This is a genomic window from Hallella mizrahii (genome assembly GCF_009695775.1).
In the GTDB taxonomy this organism is placed as follows: domain Bacteria; phylum Bacteroidota; class Bacteroidia; order Bacteroidales; family Bacteroidaceae; genus Prevotella; species Prevotella mizrahii.
Window position 1 is genome coordinate 206,818 of record NZ_VUNG01000002.1, and the last position, 23,804, is coordinate 230,621.

At 49.6% G+C, this 23,804-nt stretch carries 20 protein-coding genes and 1 tRNA gene; 6 read left to right on the top strand and 15 right to left on the bottom strand.

Translation table 11 applies throughout. From position 1 onward, the window contains the following. Positions 1-65: 65 nt before the first annotated feature. The 4 genes from FYJ73_RS01820 to FYJ73_RS01835 all read right to left on the bottom strand — a co-directional run bounded on the left by FYJ73_RS01820 (position 66) and on the right by FYJ73_RS01835 (position 6,701). Positions 66-1,241: a trans-sulfuration enzyme family protein gene (locus FYJ73_RS01820; protein ID WP_154533021.1), complete on the bottom strand. Its 1,176-nt coding sequence runs from the start codon at positions 1,239-1,241 to the stop codon at positions 66-68. Between the two features lie 84 nt (positions 1,242-1,325). Then, positions 1,326-4,118, bottom strand: a complete 2,793-nt coding sequence (locus FYJ73_RS01825) for a putative LPS assembly protein LptD (protein WP_419471122.1) — start codon at positions 4,116-4,118, stop codon at positions 1,326-1,328. Positions 4,119-4,269: 151 nt separating this feature from the next. After that, on the bottom strand, positions 4,270-4,815 hold the full coding sequence (locus FYJ73_RS01830; RefSeq protein WP_154533022.1) for an HD domain-containing protein: 546 nt from the start codon (positions 4,813-4,815) through the stop codon (positions 4,270-4,272). 113 nt (positions 4,816-4,928) lie between these two features. Then, on the bottom strand, positions 4,929-6,701 hold the full coding sequence (locus FYJ73_RS01835; RefSeq protein WP_154532992.1) for a biotin/lipoyl-binding protein: 1,773 nt from the start codon (positions 6,699-6,701) through the stop codon (positions 4,929-4,931). A 116-nt stretch (positions 6,702-6,817) separates the two neighbouring features. Between FYJ73_RS01835 and FYJ73_RS01840 the strand changes: the two genes are divergently transcribed. After that, on the top strand, positions 6,818-7,708 hold the full coding sequence (locus FYJ73_RS01840; RefSeq protein WP_235899182.1) for a lipocalin-like domain-containing protein: 891 nt from the start codon (positions 6,818-6,820) through the stop codon (positions 7,706-7,708). 629 nt (positions 7,709-8,337) lie between these two features. Here the strand turns inward: FYJ73_RS01840 and queF are convergent. From queF to nusB, 8 genes are all read right to left on the bottom strand, one after another. Further along, positions 8,338-8,799, bottom strand: coding sequence for a preQ(1) synthase (queF, locus tag FYJ73_RS01845; protein WP_154532993.1), 462 nt, complete (start codon positions 8,797-8,799; stop codon positions 8,338-8,340). A 45-nt stretch (positions 8,800-8,844) separates the two neighbouring features. Continuing rightward, complete coding sequence (locus tag FYJ73_RS01850) at positions 8,845-9,534, bottom strand: queuosine precursor transporter (RefSeq protein ID WP_154532994.1); 690 nt, start codon at positions 9,532-9,534, stop codon at positions 8,845-8,847. A 111-nt stretch (positions 9,535-9,645) separates the two neighbouring features. After that, positions 9,646-10,620 (bottom strand): calcium/sodium antiporter, encoded by a 975-nt coding sequence (locus FYJ73_RS01855; protein WP_154533024.1) that lies wholly within the window; start codon positions 10,618-10,620, stop codon positions 9,646-9,648. A 289-nt stretch (positions 10,621-10,909) separates the two neighbouring features. Continuing rightward, positions 10,910-11,368 carry a DUF5606 family protein gene (locus FYJ73_RS01860; RefSeq protein WP_154532995.1) on the bottom strand — a complete coding sequence of 153 codons (459 nt, stop codon included), beginning with the start codon at positions 11,366-11,368 and terminating at the stop codon, positions 10,910-10,912. Between the two features lie 104 nt (positions 11,369-11,472). Continuing rightward, positions 11,473-12,039: a dephospho-CoA kinase gene (gene coaE, locus FYJ73_RS01865; protein WP_154532996.1), complete on the bottom strand. Its 567-nt coding sequence runs from the start codon at positions 12,037-12,039 to the stop codon at positions 11,473-11,475. Further along, positions 12,036-12,989, bottom strand: coding sequence for a CdaR family protein (locus tag FYJ73_RS01870; protein ID WP_235899184.1), 954 nt, complete (start codon positions 12,987-12,989; stop codon positions 12,036-12,038). Before FYJ73_RS01870 ends, coaE begins: the two co-directional genes overlap by 4 nt. A 19-nt stretch (positions 12,990-13,008) precedes the next feature. Beyond that, a complete protein-coding gene (gene yajC / locus FYJ73_RS01875) occupies positions 13,009-13,332 on the bottom strand; it encodes a preprotein translocase subunit YajC (RefSeq protein WP_154532998.1) in 324 nt (107 codons plus the stop codon). A gap of 106 nt (positions 13,333-13,438) precedes the next feature. Beyond that, on the bottom strand, positions 13,439-14,539 hold the full coding sequence (gene nusB / locus FYJ73_RS01880) for a transcription antitermination factor NusB (protein WP_154532999.1): 1,101 nt from the start codon (positions 14,537-14,539) through the stop codon (positions 13,439-13,441). A 226-nt stretch (positions 14,540-14,765) separates the two neighbouring features. Here nusB and FYJ73_RS01885 point away from each other — a divergent pair, with 226 nt between their 5' ends. The 3 genes from FYJ73_RS01885 to FYJ73_RS01895 all read left to right on the top strand — a co-directional run bounded on the left by FYJ73_RS01885 (position 14,766) and on the right by FYJ73_RS01895 (position 16,541). Then, a complete protein-coding gene (locus tag FYJ73_RS01885; protein WP_154533000.1) occupies positions 14,766-15,398 on the top strand; it encodes a 50S ribosomal protein L25/general stress protein Ctc in 633 nt (210 codons plus the stop codon). 33 nt (positions 15,399-15,431) lie between these two features. Next, a complete protein-coding gene (gene pth / locus FYJ73_RS01890) occupies positions 15,432-16,007 on the top strand; it encodes an aminoacyl-tRNA hydrolase (protein ID WP_154533001.1) in 576 nt (191 codons plus the stop codon). Between the two features lie 105 nt (positions 16,008-16,112). Further along, entirely contained in the window at positions 16,113-16,541 is a 429-nt protein-coding gene (locus tag FYJ73_RS01895) for an RNA-binding S4 domain-containing protein (RefSeq protein ID WP_154533002.1), read from the top strand. 265 nt (positions 16,542-16,806) lie between these two features. Here the strand turns inward: FYJ73_RS01895 and FYJ73_RS01900 are convergent, their stop codons facing one another. From FYJ73_RS01900 to FYJ73_RS01910, 3 genes are all read right to left on the bottom strand, one after another. Then, positions 16,807-19,089 carry a monovalent cation:proton antiporter family protein gene (locus FYJ73_RS01900; protein ID WP_154533003.1) on the bottom strand — a complete coding sequence of 761 codons (2,283 nt, stop codon included), beginning with the start codon at positions 19,087-19,089 and terminating at the stop codon, positions 16,807-16,809. 140 nt (positions 19,090-19,229) lie between these two features. Next, the gene (gene pepT, locus FYJ73_RS01905; protein WP_154533004.1) at positions 19,230-20,453 is read right to left on the bottom strand and encodes a peptidase T; all 1,224 of its coding nucleotides are present in this window, start codon (positions 20,451-20,453) and stop codon (positions 19,230-19,232) included. Positions 20,454-20,656: 203 nt separating this feature from the next. Continuing rightward, a tRNA-Arg gene (locus FYJ73_RS01910) sits at positions 20,657-20,730 on the bottom strand. A gap of 315 nt (positions 20,731-21,045) precedes the next feature. Here FYJ73_RS01910 and asnA point away from each other — a divergent pair. Beyond that, positions 21,046-22,083, top strand: a complete 1,038-nt coding sequence (asnA, locus tag FYJ73_RS01915; protein ID WP_154533005.1) for an aspartate--ammonia ligase — start codon at positions 21,046-21,048, stop codon at positions 22,081-22,083. A gap of 145 nt (positions 22,084-22,228) precedes the next feature. Continuing rightward, the gene (aroB, locus tag FYJ73_RS01920; RefSeq protein ID WP_154533006.1) at positions 22,229-23,284 is read left to right on the top strand and encodes a 3-dehydroquinate synthase; all 1,056 of its coding nucleotides are present in this window, start codon (positions 22,229-22,231) and stop codon (positions 23,282-23,284) included. Positions 23,285-23,804 lie beyond the last annotated feature (520 nt).

The following is a 23,804-nucleotide window of genomic DNA, read 5'->3' on the forward strand; positions in this document are numbered from 1 at the left end:
GGTGAGAGTTGAGGGGGTGAGAGAGTTGAGGCCGGGGCTGTGCCCAACTCTCATGATTCCTATAATTAGCCCTCCAAAGCCTGCTTGATGTCCTCAAAGAGATCGTCGACATCCTCCAATCCGATGGAGAGACGGATCGTCGTGTCGTTGACATCCATCGCCCTTTTCATCTTGTCGGGGAAGAGGCCAAAGATCGTACTGGCCGGATGGATGGCCAGCGTGCGGTTGTCGAAGAGATTGGTAGCACGGTGGATGAGTTTCAGATGATCAATCATGCGGAAGCAAGCATCTTTCGACTCCAAATCTATGCACACCATAGCGCCGGCTGTGGCCCCGAACTGCCGCTGTGCCAGCTCATGAAAAGGATTATCCTCCAAGCCCACATAGTTGACCCGCTTGATCTGAGGGAGAGTCTGAAGCTTTTGTGCCAAGACCAATGCATTGGAGGATTGCACACGATAGCGCGCGTCAAGGGTCTCCAGTCCCATGGTCTGCAGGAAAGCCACCTGCGGTGTCATGTAGGCCCCGAGATTAAAGATCATCTCGTTTTTCATCACTTCACCGAAATGCGGCGTAGTACCATAGTCAATGACCAGCCCTCCCAACGATGTTGCCCCACCGCTGACATATTTCGTGCTGGACACCACCTCGATGTCTACTCCTAAGTCATGGGAAGAGAACATCGTGAAAGGAATGGTTGTCGTGTCAGCTACCAATGGGATATGATGAGCATGGGCGATCTCTGCCAGTTTGGTCAAGTCAGCGACTTCCATCTGCGGATTGGTGATAATCTCCAAAAAGATGCAGCATGTATTCTCGTTGACGGCAGCCTCCACAGATTCTGGATCAGTCAGGTCTGCAAGTTTGCAGCCCACTCCAAACTTGCGGAGCGTAGACATAAGCAAAGAGAATGTGTTGCCGAAGAGATGCTTCGACGTCACCACGTTCTTTCCCTGTGCCGTAAGTGCCATCATCGTATTGCTGATGGCAGCCATTCCGCTGTTGAGCGCAATGACATTCTTTGCCCCAGTGAGCACCTTGACCCGCTCCTCAAAATTGGATACGGTAGGATTTTCACAACGTGAATAGTCAGGCGCGTCGATGCGATTGCAGAAGGCATCACTCATCACCTGAGCATTATCAAACTCATAGGCTACCGCATTGTACACCGGCATACTGAGCGCATCATAAGCATCGCGCCGCTTATAAGGCACATGTATGGCTTGTGTTTGTTTCTTCATCATCTCTTTATCAATAATTGTTCTATAACGAAAATACTACTTTAATACCTATAAACGGCATACGGAACACCCCTATCTGTAATATCAATACCACTGCACGGCATTGCTGTAGCCACTCCGCTTGTCATATTTCAGAGCGTCGGTAAGTGTGGCGGCGTTGCAACGGAAGGTGAAGTTATAGCTTGTGTATGGTGCCAGCACCACAGAGCAACTCATGTTGAAGCAGTGAAGATCACGCTGCAACGACGCTGTGGTCATTGAGATCTTGTGGTTGTCGAAATCATAACCGCTGGAGAAGCTGATATTCCACCCGTCGCTGATACGCAGGTTGCCACTCATGTTAAGAGTTTGGGAGAAGCTGTAGGGATAGCGCATGCTTTTATAGTTGAACTTCCCTGAAGTATTCTCCCGCATTGTGATACCGTAACCAAAGGTGATAGACCAAGGCATAGAGAAACGCATATAGCCATCGTCGTCGGTGCTGGCCTTGCCGCCACCGCTTTTCTTCTTGGCTCCGTTCTGCGCTTTGACCATTTCGTCATCGACATTACTGTTGATGTCGGTATCTATACCTTCGTCGTCGTCATCATTGTTGTCCTTGCTCTTATTGTCTTTTTCATCGTCGCTGCCACCGCCGAAGAGCTTGGCTATCTTTTCGGGAGTCAGCGTATAGGAGATATTCTGCGACATGCCCTGGAAACGTCCGAAGCGTCCGCGTCCCCACTCTGTGTGGTTACCGACATAGGGTTTGCCGTTCTCGTCGAGATCATAAGCGTAGGTGGCAAAGACCGCGTTCATGTTGAATGTGTAGTTTTTCCACCATTTCAGTCTCAGACGCATGCTCAAATCACTCCACTTATGATATGACGCAGCCATATTGTAAGACATGCTGGCACCGAGCTCATCAATAAGGCTGATCTTCTTATAGCCCGTCGAGTCCTCGTCACTCTTGATCTTCATCTCCAGATTGTTGGCCAGATCCATCGAGATACTTCCCGTCTTGCCCTTTCCCGGTACGGAATAGAGCTGATCGGAATAGGGTGAATACTCTACGAGCGACACATTGCCGTCGGCATCCGTTTTCTGATAGGTCTGATAATAACCATAGCGGGAAGCACCGAAATCAGGCGCATAGCTGAACGATATTTGCGGTGTGATGACGTCACGGATAGCCTGTATCTTGTCACCGAAGATTTTTCTGCTGGGAATCGCAAACAGATAGAGTTTAGTATTTGCCGAGAGACTCAGGTTCCAGTTATACACGTTGTGGAATCCATATGTCGTGTCACGCACCTCTTCCTGCGTTGCCTCGTCCCACGAGCGTGTGACCTTGCTGGTGTACATACGGTCGGTGAAATTGAAAGAAGGAGAGATGTTGATGTAATTAAACAGTGTGAAGTTTCCGCTGATCGGTATGTTATGCTGCATGCCGTTCTTCCAGTCCTTAATGAGATTGGAGTGCATGAGCTTGTCCTCCTTGGTGTTGATCGAGTTGCTGAGCTGTCCGGTATAGCTCATCGAGATCTTCTCATACCATTTCTCGTCGCCCACCTGATGCTTGCGACGGAAGGGATAGAAGCGCGAGATGCTGATGTTCAGGTCGGGCAGCGTCATGGCGATACTCGAGTCACGCATGTTCTGCGAGAGATTGGCAGAAGAACTCAGCGACAGTCCAATGCTGGAGAACGTTGTGCTCCAACTGACCGAAGAGGTACGTGTCGACTGCGTGAGTGACTGCGGATTGTACACACTCGTCAGGTTATTGCGCTCATATTTGGAAGACGCGAAGTTGACACTGGCAGCAAGACTACTGTAAGGGTTGGCTTTGGAGTCTTGTCGATGGCTCCATTGCAGTTTGAAGCTCTTCTGCTCGGAGAAGTCCGGCATACCCTTGTCACCGGTCTTGGTATCCTGGTAGCTGAAGAGGAACGAACCGCTATATTTATATCGTTTTTTGTAGTTGCTGGCAGCCGAGAACCCCCACGAGCCTTTGGTGTAGATCTCTCCCAAGAGTTTCAAATCCCATTTGTCGCTCATGGCAAAATAATAGCCGCCGTCACGCAGGTAGAATCCACGGCTGCTCTCATCGCCATAGGTTGGCATGATGAAGCCGCTGGAATAGCTCTTGGTGAAGGGGAAGAAGCCATAAGGAATGGCGAAAGGCAGCGGCACATCGGCTACTACCAAATAAGCCGGACCAAAGACCACGTCCTTGCCGGGACGTACCTTGGCACGCGACAGAGCAATATAGAAATCGGGATGAGGGGCGTCGCATGTAGTGTAGCGTCCGTGAGCCAGATAGATCTCGCCATTGTCGTTGCGTTTCGACTGTTCGCTGGTCAGGAAGCCATCCTCCTGCTTGGTATATACGTGCTTGATGAAACCTTTCTTGGTTTTGAAGTTAAACGACATCGTGTCGGTGTCGTAGGTGTCCTGCCCCATGACAAAGACAGGCTTTCCCTTGATGCCGTCCGTCGCTGTGGTATCCCTGGAGCCGGTAGCATGTACAAGACTGCTGTCAAGACTCAGCTTGATCTTGTCGCTCTTCAAGTCCATGTTTTCATACTTCACCTCAGCCGAACCGTAGAGATGAGCAGTATTGGAAGATGCCATATAGACCAGCGAGTCGTCGGCTTGATAGGTGACGGGGGCGTCAATGCCGTTTTTCTTCTTACGGTTGATAGAGTCGAGACGCAGCGAGTCGTCTACCGCCTTATTGTGATGATAGACAGCGAGCTGCAGCGAGTCCATGCCCGTGGTGTCGGTAGCGGCATCATCAGCTTGTAATCCTTTGATACGGGAAGAGTCTGTCTGTGTGGTATCAGCCTTTTTGCCGGTAAGCCGCTTGTCGGGAGAAGGCATAGCCCCACTGGCCATGGCCACAACCATGACACCCACTGCCGATAATATAATGAAAGGCTTACTTCTCAATGGATAATCTGAATAATGTGAAAACAATGAATGGCGCTCATCATGAGCTATGCAAAATTACGCAATATCTGTTGAACAAGCGAGGGTTTACGCATTTTTAACGTTCAGGCTCAAACAGTGCTTTCCATTGTTGAAAACGCTGGAGGCCGTCCTCGCCAAATTTGGCAAGACTCTTCTCTGCCTGCTCTGCCGTCTTGACTTTCTTGAGATTTGACTTGCTGTAGAACTTATCAGCATAGCAAATCAATTTCTCTTCCAATGTCTCAGGCAGGAAATCCTGATGAGGCAAAGGCAGGTTCTGCCGGACGATCTCCTCTTTGGTCAGTCCCGCACCGGTATGCCGCTCACACACACGGGCATGCTCAGGATAGCCTTCCGCGCGCATCAGCTCCGCGCCCAGACGACCGTGGCAGATATAAGGCTCTGTGCCATGGCAGGCAATGCCGGGCGCGTCACAACGGAAGATACCGATGTCGTGGAGCATCGCTGCCTCCTCGACAAACCGCCGGTCGAGATTCAACTCGGGATGACGGTCGCAAATCTCCAGTGCCCGCGCTGTCACAGCACGACTGTGAACCAGCAGGATATGGCGCAGCTCATCGTCGGCAGGATAGTATTTGTCTATGATCTTCTGATAATCCATATAAAACGAATTCATCACCCACCCTTCTCCTTGCTTCTTTGCAGGCCTGGCCACGCCACAGCGGCGACGGCTCTGCTCTTTGGGAAGCAAAGAGAAGAATAGATGATGAAATATTAGTGTTGACGCTCTATGTAAGCGATGACATTGCCCTTCTGGACTTTGCTGCCCTGCTTGGCATTGATCTCCACAAGTTTGCCACCAAGATCAGCCTTGACTTCCACAAACTCACCCCATGGAGCCTGGATATAGCAGAAGGTATCGCCTTCCTTATATTCCTTGCCAATGTAAGGCTCCACAGCAGGAGCGCATTCGCCCTCGCCCTGGAACTCCCAGAACACCTGGCCCTTCACCGGAGCGACAATAGCGTCTGCCTTGGCGTGCTTGAAGGCGGCGAGCTCCTCTGCAGAGAGTTTGCTGCCCATCTTGGCATCCTTAGCCTTCTGCAGGTCGGCCAGCATGTTCTTCTTAGCCTGACCGCTCTTGTAGTTGCGGTACTGCTCGGGATGCATGGCAAGCTCGAAGAGTTCTTCGTCGTCCTTACCATAGTCCCATCCGTTCTCGTCCATCTCCTTCTTAAAGTCCTCCAAAGCGGGCTTCAGCAAGGTATGAGGATCGATGTCGGTGAACTCATAGCCCTTTTCTTTGGCCAGTTCCTTCAGCTCGGGAGCAATCTCGCCTGGCACCTTGCCACTGCGGCCGAGAATCATTCCCCACATGGAATCATCCATATAGACATAGCGTCCCTTGCCTTGCTCCATAGACAGCAAGTTCATCAAAGAGATGTTCTTTGTATACTGAGAGAACGGTGTCACCAATGGTGGATAGCCCACGCGAGGCCATACGTAAGCAACCTCATTGAAGAGCTTGATGAGCAGATCGTCGACGCTCAACTCGGGTTCGCCTTTCTTCTTACGCAGATTGTTGATAGTTCCGCGGATGCCGCCAAGGTCGCTCATCATCGAACCCATCATACCGCCGGGCAGTCCGCAGCTCAACAAGAGCGAGGACATCAACTTGTTTTGAGGATTGATGAAGTAGCCCAACCACTCGTCGATGAACTCCTGAGTCAGCGCACGTGCCTTCATGTAAGCGTCCATATTGATGTCAGCCACCTCGAAGCCGGCATTCTTCAACATGCTCTGCACAGAGATAACATCGGGATGAACCTTACCCCAAGACAACGGCTCAATGGCGGTGTCGATGATATCAGCACCATTTTTGCAGACCTCCAATATAGAAGCCATGCTCAGACCGGGACCGGAATGGCCGTGATATTCGATGATGATCTCAGGATGCTTGTCCTTGATCATCTTTGTGAGCTTGCCCAAGAAGGCAGGCTGACCGATACCGGCCATATCCTTCAGGCAGATCTCCTCGGCTCCAGCCTCTATTTCCTGATCAGCCAGGTGGCTGTAGTATTCAAGTGTATGTACAGGTGATGTGGTAATACAAAGTGTTCCCTGCGGTGTCATACCTGCTTCCTTGGCCCATTTGATAGACGGCGCGATGTTGCGGATGTCATTCAGCCCATCGAAGATACGGGGGATGTCCACACCCTGAGCATGCTTGACACGATACATCATCGCACGCACATCGTCAGGCACAGGATACATACGCAGGGCATTCAAGCCACGGTCAAGCATGTGGGTCTTGATGCCGGCCTCATTGAAAGGCTTGCAGAAGGCACGCACTGCATCGTTAGGATTCTCACCAGCCAAGAGCTGCACTTGCTCAAAAGCACCGCCGTTGGTTTCCACACGGGAGAAACATCCCATGTCTATGATGACCGGAGCAATACGCTCCAACTGATCCTTGCGTGGCTGAAACTTACCTGAGCTCTGCCACATGTCACGATAAACGAGACTGAACTGAATTTTCTTACTCATATTTATCTACTACTTCTGTTTTCATCTATTTCTTGCCGCAGGAGACTCGGACTCCTTGCTAAGGCTGCAAAATTAAATAAAAAAAAGCAAAATACGGCTTGTACGATTGATTTTTTATGATTTATAACTATCTTTGCATTCAAAAAGTAACACTCTCGATGATGCGTGCAAAAACATTGATCACTGTCACTTTGGCCGCAGGCTTGTTTGGAGCCTGCACCAGCGACAATGCCACAAAAGACAATACCAACATACAGTTGGAGTCGGAACTGAAGATCACAGGCGACAAAACCATTTATGGACTGGCCTGCGAGGGCTGCAACGACTCTACCATCCTGCTCCTGCCCAACGACGGAAGCGATCCGGTGAAATACGACATCATTGATGCCACACGCAACCACAAGATCCGCGGCAAGATTAAAACGGGCGACTGGATCTGTTTGATCACCAACAAGAACGACAAGCGGGTGGCTGACTTCGTGATGGATCTCGACCAGCTACGCGGCATCTGGTGCTATATCGTCATGCCTAAGATGCGCGACTACAACAAAATGAGCAAACGCCTGCAGGCCCGAATGATGGAAAATATGAGCGATTCGCTAAAAGAGACGTTTCTCATCCCGCGCGAATACGGATTCTGGCTTAAGCGTCAATGGCAGGCTCAGAGTGTCGGCTATGTCAAGGAAAGCAGCACGCTGGCCGAGGAGAGTCCTGTGGTCTATCCTCAACTGGGTTATTATGTCGCATGGGGCATCTGGAACGGAAAGATCATCATCGCAAGAGGAACACCCAAATTCAGCGATACCGGTCAGGTGTCAGTAACGAATATGGTCAACGACACATGTGACGTGGACTATTTAGACGCTGACTCTCTCGTGCTCTCATCCGACGGACAGAGCCGCAGCTACTACCGCAAGAGCGACATCAACGATGTCAACAAGCGGGCCAATGCCATCGCTGCCATGCGCAGCAAGCAGGCCCTCCAGCAGGCCACGGAAAGCAAATAACCGCACGACAGATCTTCGAATGCAAAAAGCCCTGGGCACCATTGCCTCAAATGGTGCCCAGGGCTTTTTAGGTATATGCGCATCTTTTTATGGATCCTTCATGCCAATATGCGCTCTGCGAGGAACTACAAGCAATCAGGAAAGCAAAGCGACTGAAACCTTTTCTTCTTGACGCCTTACCGCGCAAACAAAGAACTTGACAAAAACCAGTCGGGAAGAAGTCTCAAAATAGAAGAAAAACGTATTATAAAACAGAAAAAGCAACTGCGAAAAGGCCATTTTTATAGCTTCGTTTAGTCATCTTTATAGCTTCATTTGGTCATCTCAGTGATTTTACTCTGTCATCTTACCGAGATGACGAGGTCATCTCAGTGAGATGATAACAAGAAAAGGGTACTTTGACGAGAAATTCTCTAGAGAATTTCTCGTCAAAGTACCCTTTTGATTTTGGCAGGCAAAGCGACTTGATTGTACACCTCTGATTATTAACCACTTACAAAAAGTAGCTAAAATTCGCAAAATCAAGAGCAGAAGAGGGTTTGCTTCAAAAAATCGCCGCCACAGAGGCGGAAAATTGTCAGTTTATCCAACAATATTATGACTGAGCCTCTATCTGTTTTCATTCACGCCTATTCGTGCGTCTCGAAACGTTTCTGTGCCAAGTGCTCATAGCGTGTGCCCTTGCGCCCATAGTTGGCATAGGGATAGATGCTGATGCCACCACGGGGAGTGAACAATCCCGTCACCTCTATATATTTAGGATCCATCAACTTGATCAAGTCCTCCATGATAATGTTGACACAGTCTTCATGGAAGTCGCCATGATTGCGGAAGCTGAAAAGATAGAGCTTCAGGCTCTTGCTCTCCACCATACGCACGTCAGGGATGTAGCTGATGCGGATCTCAGCAAAGTCGGGTTGTCCGGTGATCGGACAAAGCGACGTAAACTCAGGGCAGTTGAACCGCACCCAATAGTCGTGATCCTGATGTTTGTTGACAAAGGTTTCCAGCACTTCCGGAGCATAGTCCATCTTGTATTGTGTCTTGGCACCGAGGGCTTTGAGTCCCTCTGATTTGCGTGTATCTTCCATATTGTTTTTTGTTTGAATCATCTGATTTCTATCTTTCCAGCCTTATCAGAGGCTGAACACATTCCATATATTATAGTTGACGCCTACGTCATAGACATCCTCACCTTCGTGCTCCTTGAGTCTTTTCACGACGCGAATGGTCACCGGCAGTGCAATGATCTCATAGACAGTCTTGAGCACTACTTGCCACAGCATCAGCGCAGGCAGAGCCGTGAGCGGCACAACTCCACCCAAGGCCAGCGGAAAGAAGATCAGTGAGTCGCAACTCTCTCCGGCTACCGTACTCCAAATGGCCCGGGAGGAGAAATGACGACCTTTGTCACGGATCTTCATCTTGCTCATCACGTAGGCATTCATAAAACTGCCCACAACGAACGCCACAAAAGAAGCCAGGGCTATGCGGGGCGCTAAACCAAAAACGGCATGGAAGCCTTCCTCATTGTGCCAGTAGGGCGCACCGGGAATGGCATCACACAGGGCACCCATCGCCACAAAGAAGAAATTCATGCCAAAGCCCAGCCAAATCAGCAGACGAGCCTTGCGATAGCCCCACACTTCGCACACGCAGTCATTAATAATATAGGATACGGGAAATACCAGCAGTCCTCCCGTCAGATTAACGGGCCCCACGGCAATCTGCTTCGTTTCCAACACGTTTGCCGTAATCAGACAAACACAAAAGAGGGTGCTGAACAGCATGAACAGCACGCTCACGGATTGTTTTTCTCTTTTCATGTTCTTGTTTTTAAAGAGGTTAGACAAGCACTCTGTAAAATATTGAATAATGAATTAAATACAGTATTGAATATTGAATTTAAACAGTGATGAATGGCGACGGCTCCAAGCCTATACCTGATAAAGAAGATAAGCGATATATCCGATAAAGAGCACCGACAGTACGCCTCCTTCCCAACGCTCAATGCGATACTTGGTGAAGGAAAAGAGCCAAAGCAGAATCATGGAGATAACCATCACGCTGAGATCTACAGTGGTAATGCCTTGCGTGCTCATCGGGGAGATGATGCCGGTGACGCCAAGAATCATCAGAATGTTGAACACATTGGAGCCTAACACATTGCCAATGGCAATGCCACTGTTACCTCTGCTGGCAGCAACTGTGCTGGTAGCGAGCTCAGGCAACGACGTACCGCAGGCCACAATCGTCAGACCGATCACGGCATCGCTCACGCCTAAGGTATGGGCCAGTGCTGAGGCATTATCCACAAACACCTCTGAACCGACAATCAGTCCGATCAAGCCAACGACGATCAGCAAGGACGCTTTGCCCACACCGATATTGACCGGCTGCTCCAAAGAATCCTCGCCTGCCTTCATGCCTTTCCTGGCTTCAAGCAGCGTCAGATACATGAACACGAGAAACAAGACAAACAGTATAGCTGCATCCAACCGGCTGATGTTGCCGTCCAGACAGAGCATCAACAGCACTACAGAAGCGACAAGTGCAAACGGGATGTCGCGCTTCACGGTGCCATGAAGGATGGAGATCGGGGCGACCATAGCTGCCACACCCACAATGAGCAAAGCATTGAAGATGTTGCTGCCAACCACATTGCCCACTGCCAAACCAGGCTTGCCGCCAAGTGCAGACATCAGACTGACGAAAAACTCTGGCATGGAGGTTCCCATGGCAACGACAGTCAGACCAATCACGATTTGAGGAATACCCATGCGAGTGGCGATACCTACCGAACCATCAGTGAGCCAACCTGCTGACTTCACCACAGCGACGATGCCTATTACCAACAAAACAACCTGAATCCAAGTTTGAGAAGGAGCAAAGTTAAACAGCAACAAACTCATATTAAACATATTTTTTGCAAAGGTACGAAAAAACCCTGAATATTCACATATTCAGGGTCTAAAACTAACAATCACACAATTATAAATCTATCAATCTATTATGCTCTTATGTCAAAGCCTGCACTTGGCTTATGCCTTAAGAGACTGGTACAAAACCTAAATGCTTCAAAAAAATGCTTAAACCTATTTGCTTACTTATCTGCACTATAGATTGCAACAGATATGCCACAGCAGCCAGCCGGCCACTGTGGCATAATTGCGTGACAATATGTCATATTCAACACTGCTATTACTTAGCAGCCTCTGTCTCTTGCTCTTTGTTTTCCTCACTGCTCTCAGCCTCCTCGGGAGCCAAAGTAGCCTTGAAGTCGGAATAGCCGTTGGTGACCAGAATGTTGTACCACTGCAACAACTTCTTGATGTCGCTGTCGTGAACACGATCCTCGTCAAAGTCGGGCAGCACTTCCTTGAAATATGCACGGAGTTCCTTGCCGGATACCTTCTTGTAGTTGATGGAGGCTTCCTTGCAGCCTTCCTTCTTGGCTACATTGTCCAGCACCTGCCACAAAGGCACATCATCACCGGTAGTGTACATGGCAATATCGCCCAGGCTGGTCACCTTGTCGGTAGCAAAAGCGGGCTGACGGCGATGTGTGGCATCAATAGCCTCAACGATCAGATTCATCTTACCACGACTTACCAACTTATACAATCCGGGCTTACCGGCAATCGATAATATTGTTTCCATTGTTTGCTAAAATTTTGCTTTGTTATGATGTTTATTGATTGATTTCTGTCTTGTGCATTCTCTTTATTACCAACAGAGCGAGTCACCCTCCTGCTGCTTACTGCCTACTGCCCCAACGCGCGAAGCATGTCATCAACCTGCCTGTCGAGATTAGCTTCACCGTCGTTCACGATCGTGTAGTCGCAACGACGTCTCACCTCTTCGGCCGGCAACTGGCTGTCGATCCACTGCATGGCTTTCTCGCGAGTAATATGGTCGCGGACCATGATCCGGCGGACTCTCACCTCCAAAGGTGCGTCGACAAAGACGAAAGCATCGAAAGCCACACGACGGTCAAAACCACTGTCGAAAAGGATAGCACTCTCCAGCCATGCACAGCCGCTCTGCTCGAAGTCTTGTGCCACTGCCGGATGCACAATATCGTCGACCGCCTGCTTGTTCTCATTAGAGGCCAGCAGAAAACTCGCCAACACTCTCTTCTGCAAATCATGGCCTTGGTAGACATCGTCGCCCACGAGCTCACGCAACTGACGTTGCAAGACAGCATCTGTGCGCATCAGCCGCTTGGCAGCAGCGTCACAGTCATAGACCTGTATGCCGCGTTGGGCAAGGAGACGACAGACAAAGCTCTTTCCGCTGCCTATGCCACCGGTGATCGCGATTCTTTTCATTGCTGCTCTATGAGATAATCGACCTGGTTCATCTCAAGCCGGACATTGCTTACACCTCTCGGCCGTTGTGTGACGTAGAGATTGCATTTATCCGACGGGTGGGCTGAGATATCTTTGAAGTCTACCACCACACGGAAGTCACTGGCCTTGACTTGACGATAGAGACTGGCACCAACCGTGAACGTCACATTGACCCGCTGTGGAAACGTACGGATGACGGTTCCGACGGGTTTATTGATCGCTGTGATTGGTACTTCCATGGTCTCCTCAGTGAGGATGTCGGGAAACAGAGTGATCTTGACTTTTGCCGGTGTGATCTTTACGCCGTTGATTGGCCGGAGCCTGACCACTCTCGTCACCGTATCAGAGAAGTTGGCGATGCGGAGAAACTCGGTCATCACCGTTTCGATGCTGTCCAGTTTGGCTTTGCTGGCATAGATCGTCACCTTGTCAGGCCAGAACTGCACGTGGGACAAGTAATAGTCTTTGGCCGGCACAATGTTTCCCGCCAGACTCACCTTCACCTCTTTCTTCCGACCATAGTTGAAGTAGAAGTCCAACCGGTCGCTCTTGATACCCGAGATAGTTGATGAAGAGAAGATTTGCTGTCTGATCTGCCGCTGAATATCGACTATAGGCACAATGCCATGCCCCGTCTCGCCGTCGGCATAAGTGTCGAACTTCAGCACCACCGGACGTAAGTGCCGACTCGTGGAATAGCCCAAGAGCATGAAGCCCTTGTCGTGAATAGTCACACGCACCGTATCGCTCATAGGCGTGGTAATCACTACGTTCTTCGGTACACCGACAAGGCGCACAGCGACCGGAAACTCTTCGTCATACGTCTCGTTGAGCGTCTCCATCAGCCAGAAGATGCCTGAGAGGAAGAGGAAGAATAAGAAAATCAGAAACTGCTTGTTCTTGGAACTGAACAAGAAGCTTCTGACCATATTGAGGAAAGACCCTATATTATGCATTAGGCTGCTGCTGAGCTGCGTCCTGGAAGACGTAGTTCTTATCAACCGTAATCACAACACCACGTGCCACTTCCACCTCAACAACATTCTTCTCATTGTCGAGACGCTTCACGGTGCCATAGACGCCACCGCCTGTGACGACCTTGGATCCTTCCTGTAAGGAGTTTTGGAACTCGCGTATCTTTTTTTGTTTCTTCTGCTGGGGGCGAATCATGAAGAACCACATGATGGCGAAGAGTGCCACCAGCATGATGAGCATTCCACCGAAGCCGCCTCCTTGTTGAGCTGCCTGAGCAGCCAGTACCATTGTATTCATTTACTGTCTGATTAAAAGATGATTGTTTTGTTATGAATAGCCGCATACCCCATTGATGCCAGAGGCACGCTACACATTATTATATATAGTCTACATTATATATAGTCTACTCCTGCTCTTCGGGCTCTTCTGACGCTTTCGCTTCTGAAGGCTGAGCATCCTCGCTGTCTTCTTCAGGCTGGGGAGCCTCGACCGGCGCATCGTGATGGACAAAACGCATGCGGCCCGTCGGTTGGACGTTTCGACCCATCGGCTGATGGTCAGGACGTTCTGAGCGCTCAGGCATCTCTTTCATCATCTTACCGCTGTCGATCAGATGGCGGGCAATGGAGTCGAGCATGCCATTGATATATCCGCCACTGCGCGGAGTGGAATAGAGCTTAGCCAACTCCACATACTCGTTGATCGTCACCGATACCGGGATATTGGGGAAAGTAAGCATCTCGGCGATGGCAATCTGCATGATCACTACGTCCATATAGGCCAGACGCGAGAAGTCCCAGTTGCGGGAAGCCTCACTCATGTAGTGCTGATACTCATCGGCATTGAGGATCGTGGAGCGGAAGAGTTTGCGGGCAAAGTCTTTGTCCTCGACATCCTTCCATTCCGGCAGCAGTTCCTGCTTATTCTTGTTCTTCGGATCGAAACGCTTGATGGTCTTCAGCACGAAGGTGTCCACCACCTCCTTGTCGTCGTTCCAATAGAGACTCTTCTCCTCCAGCAGAGCGTCGAGGTCGTCGTTGGTTTCGATAAACATCTTGTAGAGCCGGCGCCACAGTTCACGATCTTCGTCATAAGTAGTCTCAGGAGTCTTCATATACTCCTGATACAACTCACTCTGCTCGATCTGGTTGCACAGCTTGCGGATGAACTCTATATCGTCCTTCCAAGTGAGCTTCTTGTCCTCAAGGAACTCATTGAGCATTTTGTTTTCTTCCAATTGAACCGCGAATTTGTTGAACGCGAATTTGGGAGATGCCGGCTGCGTGCCCTCACGCTCCGCACGCTGATTGAGCACATCGAGACGATGCCGCTCCTCCTGCGTGACTGCGACCATCAGATCCAAGAGATAGTTGTACAAATCGTATGCCTTGGAAAGGCTGAAAAGCAATTCCTTTTCAGCTGCATCCATATTCTTATTACCGTTTTGATAGTATGCATAGGTTAACTGGACTATCTTTATACGTATTAGCTCGCGATTAATCATTTTCTTTTATTCCGTCTAAAAACATGTTTTACGCTGCAAAAGTAGGGAAAATTCCGTGGATATGCAAGAAAGAGGTATCAAAAGACTATTTTTTTAGATAAACTTTGCACATTGCTTTGCTCAATTCAAATAAAAGCACTACCTTTGCATCGCTTTTCAGATTGATACATATTATTGATTCAGTGTGATGGCGAATTAATTAACGATTTAATTTAGAGTAACACAAATGAAAGAAATCAGCATTTCAGGTAAGAAGCGCGAGGCCCTTGGTAAGAAAGCTTCTAAAGCCCTTCGTAAGGAAGGTTTGGTTCCCTGCAACCTCTATGGTGAGGAGCGCGTAGACGGCAAGCCGGTAGCATTGGCTTTTGCCTCTCCCTTCAGCGAGCTGCGCAAGCTCATCTACACTCCCCACATCTATGTCGTGAAGATCAATATCGACGGCACTGACCACACAGCAGTGCTCAAGGAGATCCAGTTCCACCCCGTCACTGACGCTCCTCTGCACGTCGACTTCTATGAGGTCAACGATCAGAAGCCTATCACCATCGGCATTCCTGTGAAACTCGTAGGTCTGGCACAGGGTGTTCGCGACGGTGGACGTATGAACCTCTCTATCCGCAAGATCAACGTTACTGCTCCTTACCAGCAGATTCCTGAGCACCTCGACGTCGACGTCACTGCTCTGCGCATTGGTAAGAGCATCAAGGTAGGCCAGCTCTCTTACGAGGGTCTGGAGCTCGCTACAGGCAAGGACGTGGTCGTTTGCTCCGTGAAGATGACACGTAACGCCAACGCCAGCGCAGCCAGCGACGACACTGACGCTTCTGCAGACGCAGCAGCTGAGGCTGAGAGCAAGTAATCCATCTCTGTAGGTTACCGATATCGATAGACATTGGATAAGTATTTGATCTGTGGTTTGGGTAATCCCGGTGATGAATACGCCGGTACTCGCCACAATACAGGATTTATGGTATTGGACGCTTTTGCTAAAGCGTCCAATATTTGTTTTGAGGATCGCCGTTACGGCTTTGTGGCTGAGACGTCCCTGAAAGGCAGAAAGGTGTTTTTGTTGAAGCCGACAACGTTCATGAACCTCAGTGGCAACGCGGTACGCTATTGGCTCAACGAAGAGAAAATCGACCAAAGCCGGCTGCTCGTCGTCAGTGATGATGTGGCATTGCCCTTGGGTGATTTCCGTCTGAAAGCCAATGGAAGCAATGGAGGGCATAATGGTCTGGGACATATCATGCAACTGATCGGCCAGAACTTCGCACGCCTGCGAATGGGCATCGGCAACGACTATCCACGTGGCGGACAGATCGACTGGGTCCTCGGCCATTACTCCGACGACGACATGAAGGTGTTACAACCTACCATCGACATGGCGGTCGACATCATCAAGAGCTTTGTACTGCAAGGCATCGACAACACGATGAACCAGTACAACAAACTGGGAAAAAAGCACTAAACAATGTTGAATGTGGTATGATGAATGAAGTCAACATTCATCATACCACATTCAACATTCGTCATTGCAATCATTCATTCCTCATCATTCATCATTCAATATTGTATGAAAGATACTCTTCCTCAGCACGGTCCTTCGGCCCGCATCGACAAATGGCTTTGGGCAGCACGTGTTTATAAAACACGCTCCCTGGCAGTGGATGCTATCAAGAACAGCCGTGTGACCGTAGACGGAGCCAACGTAAAGCCAAGCCATATTATTAAAGAGGGGCAGGTCGTCAGCGTGAAAAAACCGCCCATCACCTACTCTTTCCGCATTCTGGCTTGTATCGAACAGCGTGTTGGCGCCAAACTCATTCCGCAAGTCTACGAAAACGTCACGGATCCCAAGCAATATGAACTTTTGGAGATGAGCCGCATCAGCGGTTTCGTCGACAGAGCAAGAGGTACGGGACGCCCCACCAAAAAAGAGCGACGGGCCCTCGACGCCTTCATCGAGCCTGCCATGTTCGGCTTTGACGATGATGACGAGTGACAAACCAAAACATGAAGCGACACGCTCAAGAAGGGCACACTCCATTTACTCTTAACACGAAGTGTTGCACTCAAGAAGGAGCGCACCCTTTACCGAGCACGGTTTCAAGCCCAGAAGCTATGAGCCCTCCAGCGTGGGACTGACTGCATTTCCCATAGATGCCTGTGCGGCCGCTCCATGACGCATATCAGCAAAAAGAGGAGGCAACGACCACAAAACCGTCGTTGCCTCCTCTTTTTGTTTTCTTCTATCTTAGCTGCCATCGTTATTCACAGCTGCTTGTCGCATTTTTTCCGTTGTTGGCTTCGGCCAGCATCTCCAGAGAGTTGCGCTCCCCTACTACCCAGATGATATCTCCGACCGTAAACTTGCGCGAGGGACTAATCATGGTCAAGTTTTGCTGACCTTCCTCCACGCCCACCACCATGCAACTATAGCGGTCTCTGATGCCACTCTCGCCAAGAGTCTTGCCCAGGAAAGCGCAGGAGCGCGACAGTACCATCTTTCTTAATTTCATCTCCCTTTCTTCTATATTCGGGTCTTCAGGCACCAGTTCTCCCTTGAGAGCTTTGCCAAATGCCTGCAGCTGCTCATCGCTGCCGATAGCCTGGAGACGGTCACCCGGGAAGATTATGTCATCACCACCGGGGATGTTGATGCGCTGATGGCCACGCAGGATGCTGCTCACGTGTACGCCATAACGCGTGCGGAACTGTAACTGGCGCAAAGACTGTCCCGCCCATGCACTGTCCTCGGGCACATCGAAATCCGACACATGGATATCGCGCTCCAAGAGATGATCGCCATACAACGGGCGGCGCTTGCCCTGCACCTGGGCTTCTATCTCTCGACTGCGAAGGTTCTGAACGAAGAGACGCTCCAAGGCGATGGACCGCTTCTTCATCCTGCGTGACAAGACAATCAGCGTCAGCACCACCAAAGCCAGCGTGATGACAACGGCATTGGCGAAGCGGGCCAGATAGTTACAGATATAGAACAGAAAGGCAGCAGCGATCACGACACGTGCAAGAACGGTGAACAGCAGCGGCAGACGGTTCATACGACTCTGAACCCACAGCGTCCTGAACTCCTCGCTATGGTTATGTTTCATCACGATGGCACGCAGGAAAGGTGCCAACAACAGCAGCAACAGCACACCACATACGCCATTGGCCCACCAGTGGGGCAGTAAATGACGAAAGAAGGGCAAGGCGAAAGACAACATCACGGCAGTCACGGCCATGCACAGAATAGTGTAGACCAAGGTAGAGACTGCCATCTTGGTGAGCAACCGTTTCCAGTTGCTCTGCTCCTCTACCGTGTTTTGATGAGCCTGACCGAAGTGGTTGAGCCGGCGTATCCACCGCTTGGGCAGGACATGCTCCAGGCCGTCGTAGCAGGGTACAGCGGCACGGATCATGTAAGGAGTCAGGAACGTGGTGATGACCGAGACTGCCACGACAACAGGATAGAGAAAGTTGCTGATCACACCGAGCGAGAGTCCAAGTGAGGCGATGATGAAGGCAAACTCACCAATCTGTGCCATCGAGAAGCCACAACGCATGGCTGTCTTCAACGGCTGACCACTGAGCATGAAACCCAGTGTGCCGAAGATGCCCTGTCCAACAAGGATGGTCACCACCAATGCGGCAATAGGCAGGGCGTAGTCCACGAGTACACTGGGCTCGACAAGCATACCTACCGACACGAAGAAGATGGCGCCGAAGAGATTCTTCACCGGTTCCACCAACCGCTCGATCTTGTCAGCTTCGATCGTCTCCGCCAAAATGCTGCCCATGACAAAGGCACCGAAGGCTGAGCTGAAGCCGACAGCGGTGGAGATCCACGCCATCAGACAGCAAAGACCCAAGGCCACGATGACCATCGTCTCGTCGGTCATCAGCCGGCGTGTCTGCCGCAGAAAGGTGGGAACGATGAAAAGACCGACAACAAACCACAGCACGAGGAAGAAGCCTATCTTCAACACCGAATCGAGCATCTGCCCGCCATTGGGATCACTGCCACTGGCAATAGCCGACAGCATCACCATCATGACGATGGCAAGGATGTCCTCAAGAATGAGTACACTCATCACCAGCGAAGCAAAACCCTGCTGACGGAGATCCATGTCGTCAAAGGCCTTGTAGATGATTGTCGTCGACGACATGGCAAGCATACCGCCAAGGAAGATGCAGTCGTAATGGTTCCAATGGAAGAGATGTCCCACACTGATGCCTAAGATGATCATGCTGAAGACAATCGACAAAGCCGCAATGACTGGTGCCATGCCCATCTTAAGGATCTTCTTGAACGAGAAGTCGAGACCCAATGAAAACAACAGGAAGAGCACGCCTATGTCTGCCCACGTCTGAATGTCGTGCTTGTCAAGTATCGACATGGTGTAAGGCATGTGGGGACTCACTAAGAATCCGGCTACAATATAGCCCAGCACAAGCGGCTGCTTGAGTTTCTTGAACAGTAAAGTGACAGCTCCGGCAACTACAAGAATAAGTGCCAAGTCTTTGACCAGGTTGGGAAGTTCAGACATCTATAATAAATAAAAAAAGTAATACTTGCCTTTCCTACAACAAGGAGAAAAACAAAACAAGACAGAAAATGGGAAATGTGCCAACAACACAACGTTGAAGAATGGAGAAGCAATGCGCCTCTCCATTCTGAAATAGGGTATCAATCGTTGAACGTACCGGCTATCTGGCAAATCTTCACGATGACATCCACGGCTTTGTTCATCACTTGGATGGAGACGAACTCATAGGGCCCATGGAAGTTCACGCCACCGGCGAAGATGTTGGGACAAGGCAGTCCACGGAAACTCAACTGTGCACCGTCAGTACCGCCACGGATAGGCTCTACTTTCGGCGTGACGCCACTCTCCTGCATAGCCTTCAGGACGATGTCGATCACATACATCTTGGGATCAATTTTCTCCTTCATATTGTAGTACTGATCCTTGATGTCTACCTTCACCGTGCCTTCGCCATACTTCTCATTCATCTCCTTGGCAATGTTCTCCATGAAGTCTTTACGGTCTTCAAACTTGCGACGGTCGTGATCGCGAATGATATAGCTCAATTTGGCCTGCTCGCAATGGCTCTCGATGCCCAGCAGATGATAGAAGCCCTGATAGCCTTCTGTAGTCTCAGGAATGTCGGTCTCCGGGATGTGAGCATTGAACTCGCAAGCCAGGCGGCTGGCGTTGACCATCTTACCCTTGGCATATCCTGTGTGCACACTGCATCCCTTAATGGTCACCTTAGCCGATGCTGCATTAAAGTTTTCATATTCCAGATCACCGATATCACCGCCGTCCATCGTATAAGCCCAGTCACATCCAAACTTCTCCACATCGAAATGGTGGGCACCCATGCCGATCTCCTCGTCAGGATTGAAGGCAACACGTATCTTGCCGTGCTCGATTTCCTTGTGATCCCGCAGGTAGCACATGGCCTGAACGATCTCTGCGATGCCGGCCTTGTCATCAGCGCCAAGCAGCGTAGTGCCGTCGGTGACAATCAGGTCTTCGCCCTTGTGGGCAAGCAGCTCTGGAAATTTCTTAGGAGAAGAAACGATGCCCGATGACAACTCAATGTCGCCTCCATCGTAGTTTTTCACGATACGGGCCTTGATATTTGCGCCACTTGCGTCCAGCGCAGTATCGTAGTGAGAGATGAAGCCAATGGTCGGTGTCTTCTTCTTTGTGTTGGAAGGCAGGGTTGCATAGATATAGCCCATGTCATCCATCTCGACGTCTTCCAGTCCTTCGCTCTCAAGTTCCTCCTTAAGATATTTGGCGAAGATAAGTTGTTTGGAGGTGCTCGGTACGGTCTTTGAATCCTCGGCCGACTGAGTATCAAACTTTGTGTAATTGATAAATCTTTCTGTTATGTCCATTTTAGATATAATACTGGTTTCTCATATTTTATTCGCAAAGATAAGGAAATTAAGTCATATTGCAAAGACTTTAGCAGTTTTTAAAGACAGAAGGACGTAAAGAGAGGGGGAAAACAAGATTTGACCCGACAAAGACTGCCGTCGGAAGTGTAAAAACAAATAAAGCGCTCCGCTGTTCCATGGAACTACAGAGCGCAACCATGTGACCTCGGTGGGACTCAAACCCGCGACACTCAGAACCGGAATCTGATGCTCTATTCAACTGAGCTACGAGGCCATATTCGCTATTATCGTTTTGCAAAGTTAAGCAATATTTTCGCTATCACCAAATTTTCACGTTAAAAAAAATATATATCCACCTGATTCTACCAGTCTGGAAACAAGAGCCGCATAGTGAACAGGCAAAACTGTCTGTGTCTTGACATATGTCTGTCTCATACAGTTCAGTGTTTACTATTTGAAAAATTATTTCTCGTTTTACTTGCATAATTACAATTAATAGCGTAACTTTGCAGCAGAATAAAAGAAAATTCAATCGTAGGAGATACATATTCACATCACTATACGACAATATTAACATAATCATCATATAATGAGCAAACTTATCAAGCCAATAGGCTACAAGGCCCTGCTCGACAAGCATCAGACGGAACAGGGCATCAAACAGATCAAGGAGTTCTTCCAGCAAAACCTTGCTACAGAGCTACGCCTGAGCCGTGTCACCGCTCCGCTCTTTGTCCTGCAAGGGCTGGGTATCAACGATGACCTCAACGGTGTGGAGCGTCCTGTGACTTTTCCTATCAAGGACATGGGCGAAGCGAAGGCTGAGGTCGTGCACTCTCTGGCAAAGTGGAAACGACTCACACTGGCTGAATACAACATACAACCGGGCTACGGCATCTACACCGACATGAACGCTATCCGCGCTGACGAGGAGATGGACAACCTCCACTCGCTCTATGTCGATCAGTGGGACTGGGAGGCTGTCATCGAAAAAGGTGACCGTACCATCGCCTTTCTGGAGAATGTGGTACGCCGCATCTATGCCGCCATCCTGCGCACAGAGTTTCTGGCCTGCGAGAGCTATCCCCAGCTGAAGCCCTTCCTGCCACGCGAGATCCATTTCATCCACAGTCAAGATTTGCTCGACATGTATCCCAACCTCAGCCCCCATGAACGCGAGGATGCCATCTGCAAGAAGTATGGTGCCGTGTTTGTGGAAGGTATCGGCGGAAAACTCTCCGACGGAAAGAAACACGACGGTCGCGCTCCCGACTACGACGACTGGTCGACAGTGGCAGAGAACGGCAAGGCCGGCCTCAACGGTGATATCCTCATCTGGTATCCTGTTCTGGGACGCTCGTTTGAGATCAGTTCCATGGGCATCCGCGTGGACAAGGAAGCACTGCTGCGCCAGTTGAAGATAGAAGGCAAGGAAGAGCGTGAGAAACTCTTTTTCCACCGTCAGCTTCTCGACGGCAAGCTGCCGCTGAGCATCGGTGGCGGTATTGGACAGAGCCGTCTGTGCATGGTCATGCTCCACAAAGCCCATATCGGCGAGATCCAGGCAAGCATCTGGCCCGAAGAGATGAGAAAGGAATGCGAGGAACTCGGCATGCCGCTCATCTAAAAAAGAAACCATAAAAGTTGCACACTGCTTAGGCCGTGTGCGCAAAAACAAAGGTTCTATATTTAAGAAACCTTAATATCAGTAGCTCTCTGTTCTATAATCCGCTTTTTTTGGTTATATTTGTGGTAAATAAAAAAGTATGATTATGGAGCAGAGAGTGATTATTTCCAAACATTTGCAAACTGAAATAGCCACTGCTATTTCAGAATGTGAGCACGATAAGATTTTTGTTCTTACCGACGAGACCACCCACGAGAAATGCTGGCCTGTGCTTGCCAAGCAGTTTGGCTTGCGCAATGCTTACGTCATCACCATCCAGTCGACGGACAGCCATAAGGATCTCACCTCGCTGTCGCACGTTTGGAAGGAACTCGGCGACCATGGTGCCACACGTCATTCGCTGCTCATCAACCTCGGTGGAGGCATGGTGACGGACTTGGGTGGCTTCGCGGCCTCTACCTTCAAACGTGGCATTGACTTCATCAACATCCCGACAACACTGCTCGCTATGGTAGACGCCTCGGTAGGCGGTAAGACGGGTATCAACTTCAACGGACTGAAAAACGAGATCGGTGTGTTCAACAATGCGCGCTTCGTCATCCTCGACACTGAGTTCCTGCGTACGCTCGACGACAAAAACATTCGTTCGGGCTATGCTGAGATGCTCAAGCATGGTCTCATCTCCGACGAGAAACACTGGGCAGAGCTGCTAAACTTCGATCTTTCCCGTCCCGACTTGAAGCAGTTGCAGACCATGCTGGCATACTCAGTGAACGTCAAGAAGCACATCGTGAAGAAAGATCCACACGAGAAAGACATCCGTAAGGCACTGAACCTCGGCCACACCTTCGGCCACGCCTTCGAGGCTTTCTCGCTCGACACACCCAATAAGGAGCCTCTACTCCACGGCTATGCGGTAGCCTTCGGCCTCATCTGTGAACTCTATCTTTCTTCTGTACTCACCGGGTTCCCAACGGACAAGATGCGGCAGACTGTGCAGTTCATCCGTGAGAACTATGGCTCGTTTGACTTTAGTTGCGATGACTACGACCGGCTCATCGAACTCATGCACCACGACAAGAAGAACACGGGTGCAACAATCAACTTCACGCTTTTAGCCGGTATCGGCAATATCCGCATCAACCAGACGGCTTCTGACGAACTCATCAAGGAAGCCCTCGACTTCTTCCGGGAAGGATAAAAGCACAAGAAAAAGAATTGCAAGAGAAAAGGTTCATCCGTTAAATGAGTACTCATAAAAGGGTACAGCATTTAGCGGATGAACCTTTTATTATTGATATCGCTTATTAGTTAATTGTTCCACCCCCACAGGCCACGGAGCTTTTTATTTGCTACACTCTTCTTTTTTCTCCGCCCGTTTTTTCTCCTCCATTGCCTGTCTGTAGGCATTGACAATAGGATCCTCGTCGCCCTTGTCTGTAATCGGTATCTTTGCACCAACAAATTTCAGAAATTAGCAATGTAGCAGATTTCGGAAAAATGAATGTAGCAGATTTCGGAAATTAGCAATGTAGCATTTCCGGCAAATAAGGATGCAACATTGGCGATTAAATTGTGTGTTCTGAGTTTGTATAAAAGGCATAAAAGTCTTAACTTAGTGATGTTCGAAGTCGCTAAAAAGACGATTATGCCTTACAAGACAGTAAACAATTTAATCTCATTTACCGCAATGTGGTACAAAATTAATGAATTATCTCGAA

Coding starts and splice junctions, on each gene's coding strand:
- FYJ73_RS01820 (WP_154533021.1), bottom strand. CDS start 1,241: ATGAAGAAACAAACACAAGCCATACATGTGCCTTATAAGCGGCGCGAT.
- FYJ73_RS01825 (WP_419471122.1), bottom strand. CDS start 4,118: ATGGCCAGTGGGGCTATGCCTTCTCCCGACAAGCGGCTTACCGGCAAA.
- FYJ73_RS01830 (WP_154533022.1), bottom strand. CDS start 4,815: ATGGATTATCAGAAGATCATAGACAAATACTATCCTGCCGACGATGAG.
- FYJ73_RS01835 (WP_154532992.1), bottom strand. CDS start 6,701: ATGAGTAAGAAAATTCAGTTCAGTCTCGTTTATCGTGACATGTGGCAG.
- FYJ73_RS01840 (WP_235899182.1), top strand. CDS start 6,818: ATGATTTATAACTATCTTTGCATTCAAAAAGTAACACTCTCGATGATG.
- queF (WP_154532993.1), bottom strand. CDS start 8,799: ATGGAAGATACACGCAAATCAGAGGGACTCAAAGCCCTCGGTGCCAAG.
- FYJ73_RS01850 (WP_154532994.1), bottom strand. CDS start 9,534: ATGAAAAGAGAAAAACAATCCGTGAGCGTGCTGTTCATGCTGTTCAGC.
- FYJ73_RS01855 (WP_154533024.1), bottom strand. CDS start 10,620: ATGAGTTTGTTGCTGTTTAACTTTGCTCCTTCTCAAACTTGGATTCAG.
- FYJ73_RS01860 (WP_154532995.1), bottom strand. CDS start 11,368: ATGGAAACAATATTATCGATTGCCGGTAAGCCCGGATTGTATAAGTTG.
- coaE (WP_154532996.1), bottom strand. CDS start 12,039: ATGAAAAGAATCGCGATCACCGGTGGCATAGGCAGCGGAAAGAGCTTT.
- FYJ73_RS01870 (WP_235899184.1), bottom strand. CDS start 12,989: ATGGTCAGAAGCTTCTTGTTCAGTTCCAAGAACAAGCAGTTTCTGATT.
- yajC (WP_154532998.1), bottom strand. CDS start 13,332: ATGAATACAATGGTACTGGCTGCTCAGGCAGCTCAACAAGGAGGCGGC.
- nusB (WP_154532999.1), bottom strand. CDS start 14,539: ATGATTAATCGCGAGCTAATACGTATAAAGATAGTCCAGTTAACCTAT.
- FYJ73_RS01885 (WP_154533000.1), top strand. CDS start 14,766: ATGAAAGAAATCAGCATTTCAGGTAAGAAGCGCGAGGCCCTTGGTAAG.
- FYJ73_RS01895 (WP_154533002.1), top strand. CDS start 16,113: ATGAAAGATACTCTTCCTCAGCACGGTCCTTCGGCCCGCATCGACAAA.
- FYJ73_RS01900 (WP_154533003.1), bottom strand. CDS start 19,089: ATGTCTGAACTTCCCAACCTGGTCAAAGACTTGGCACTTATTCTTGTA.
- pepT (WP_154533004.1), bottom strand. CDS start 20,453: ATGGACATAACAGAAAGATTTATCAATTACACAAAGTTTGATACTCAG.
- asnA (WP_154533005.1), top strand. CDS start 21,046: ATGAGCAAACTTATCAAGCCAATAGGCTACAAGGCCCTGCTCGACAAG.
- aroB (WP_154533006.1), top strand. CDS start 22,229: ATGGAGCAGAGAGTGATTATTTCCAAACATTTGCAAACTGAAATAGCC.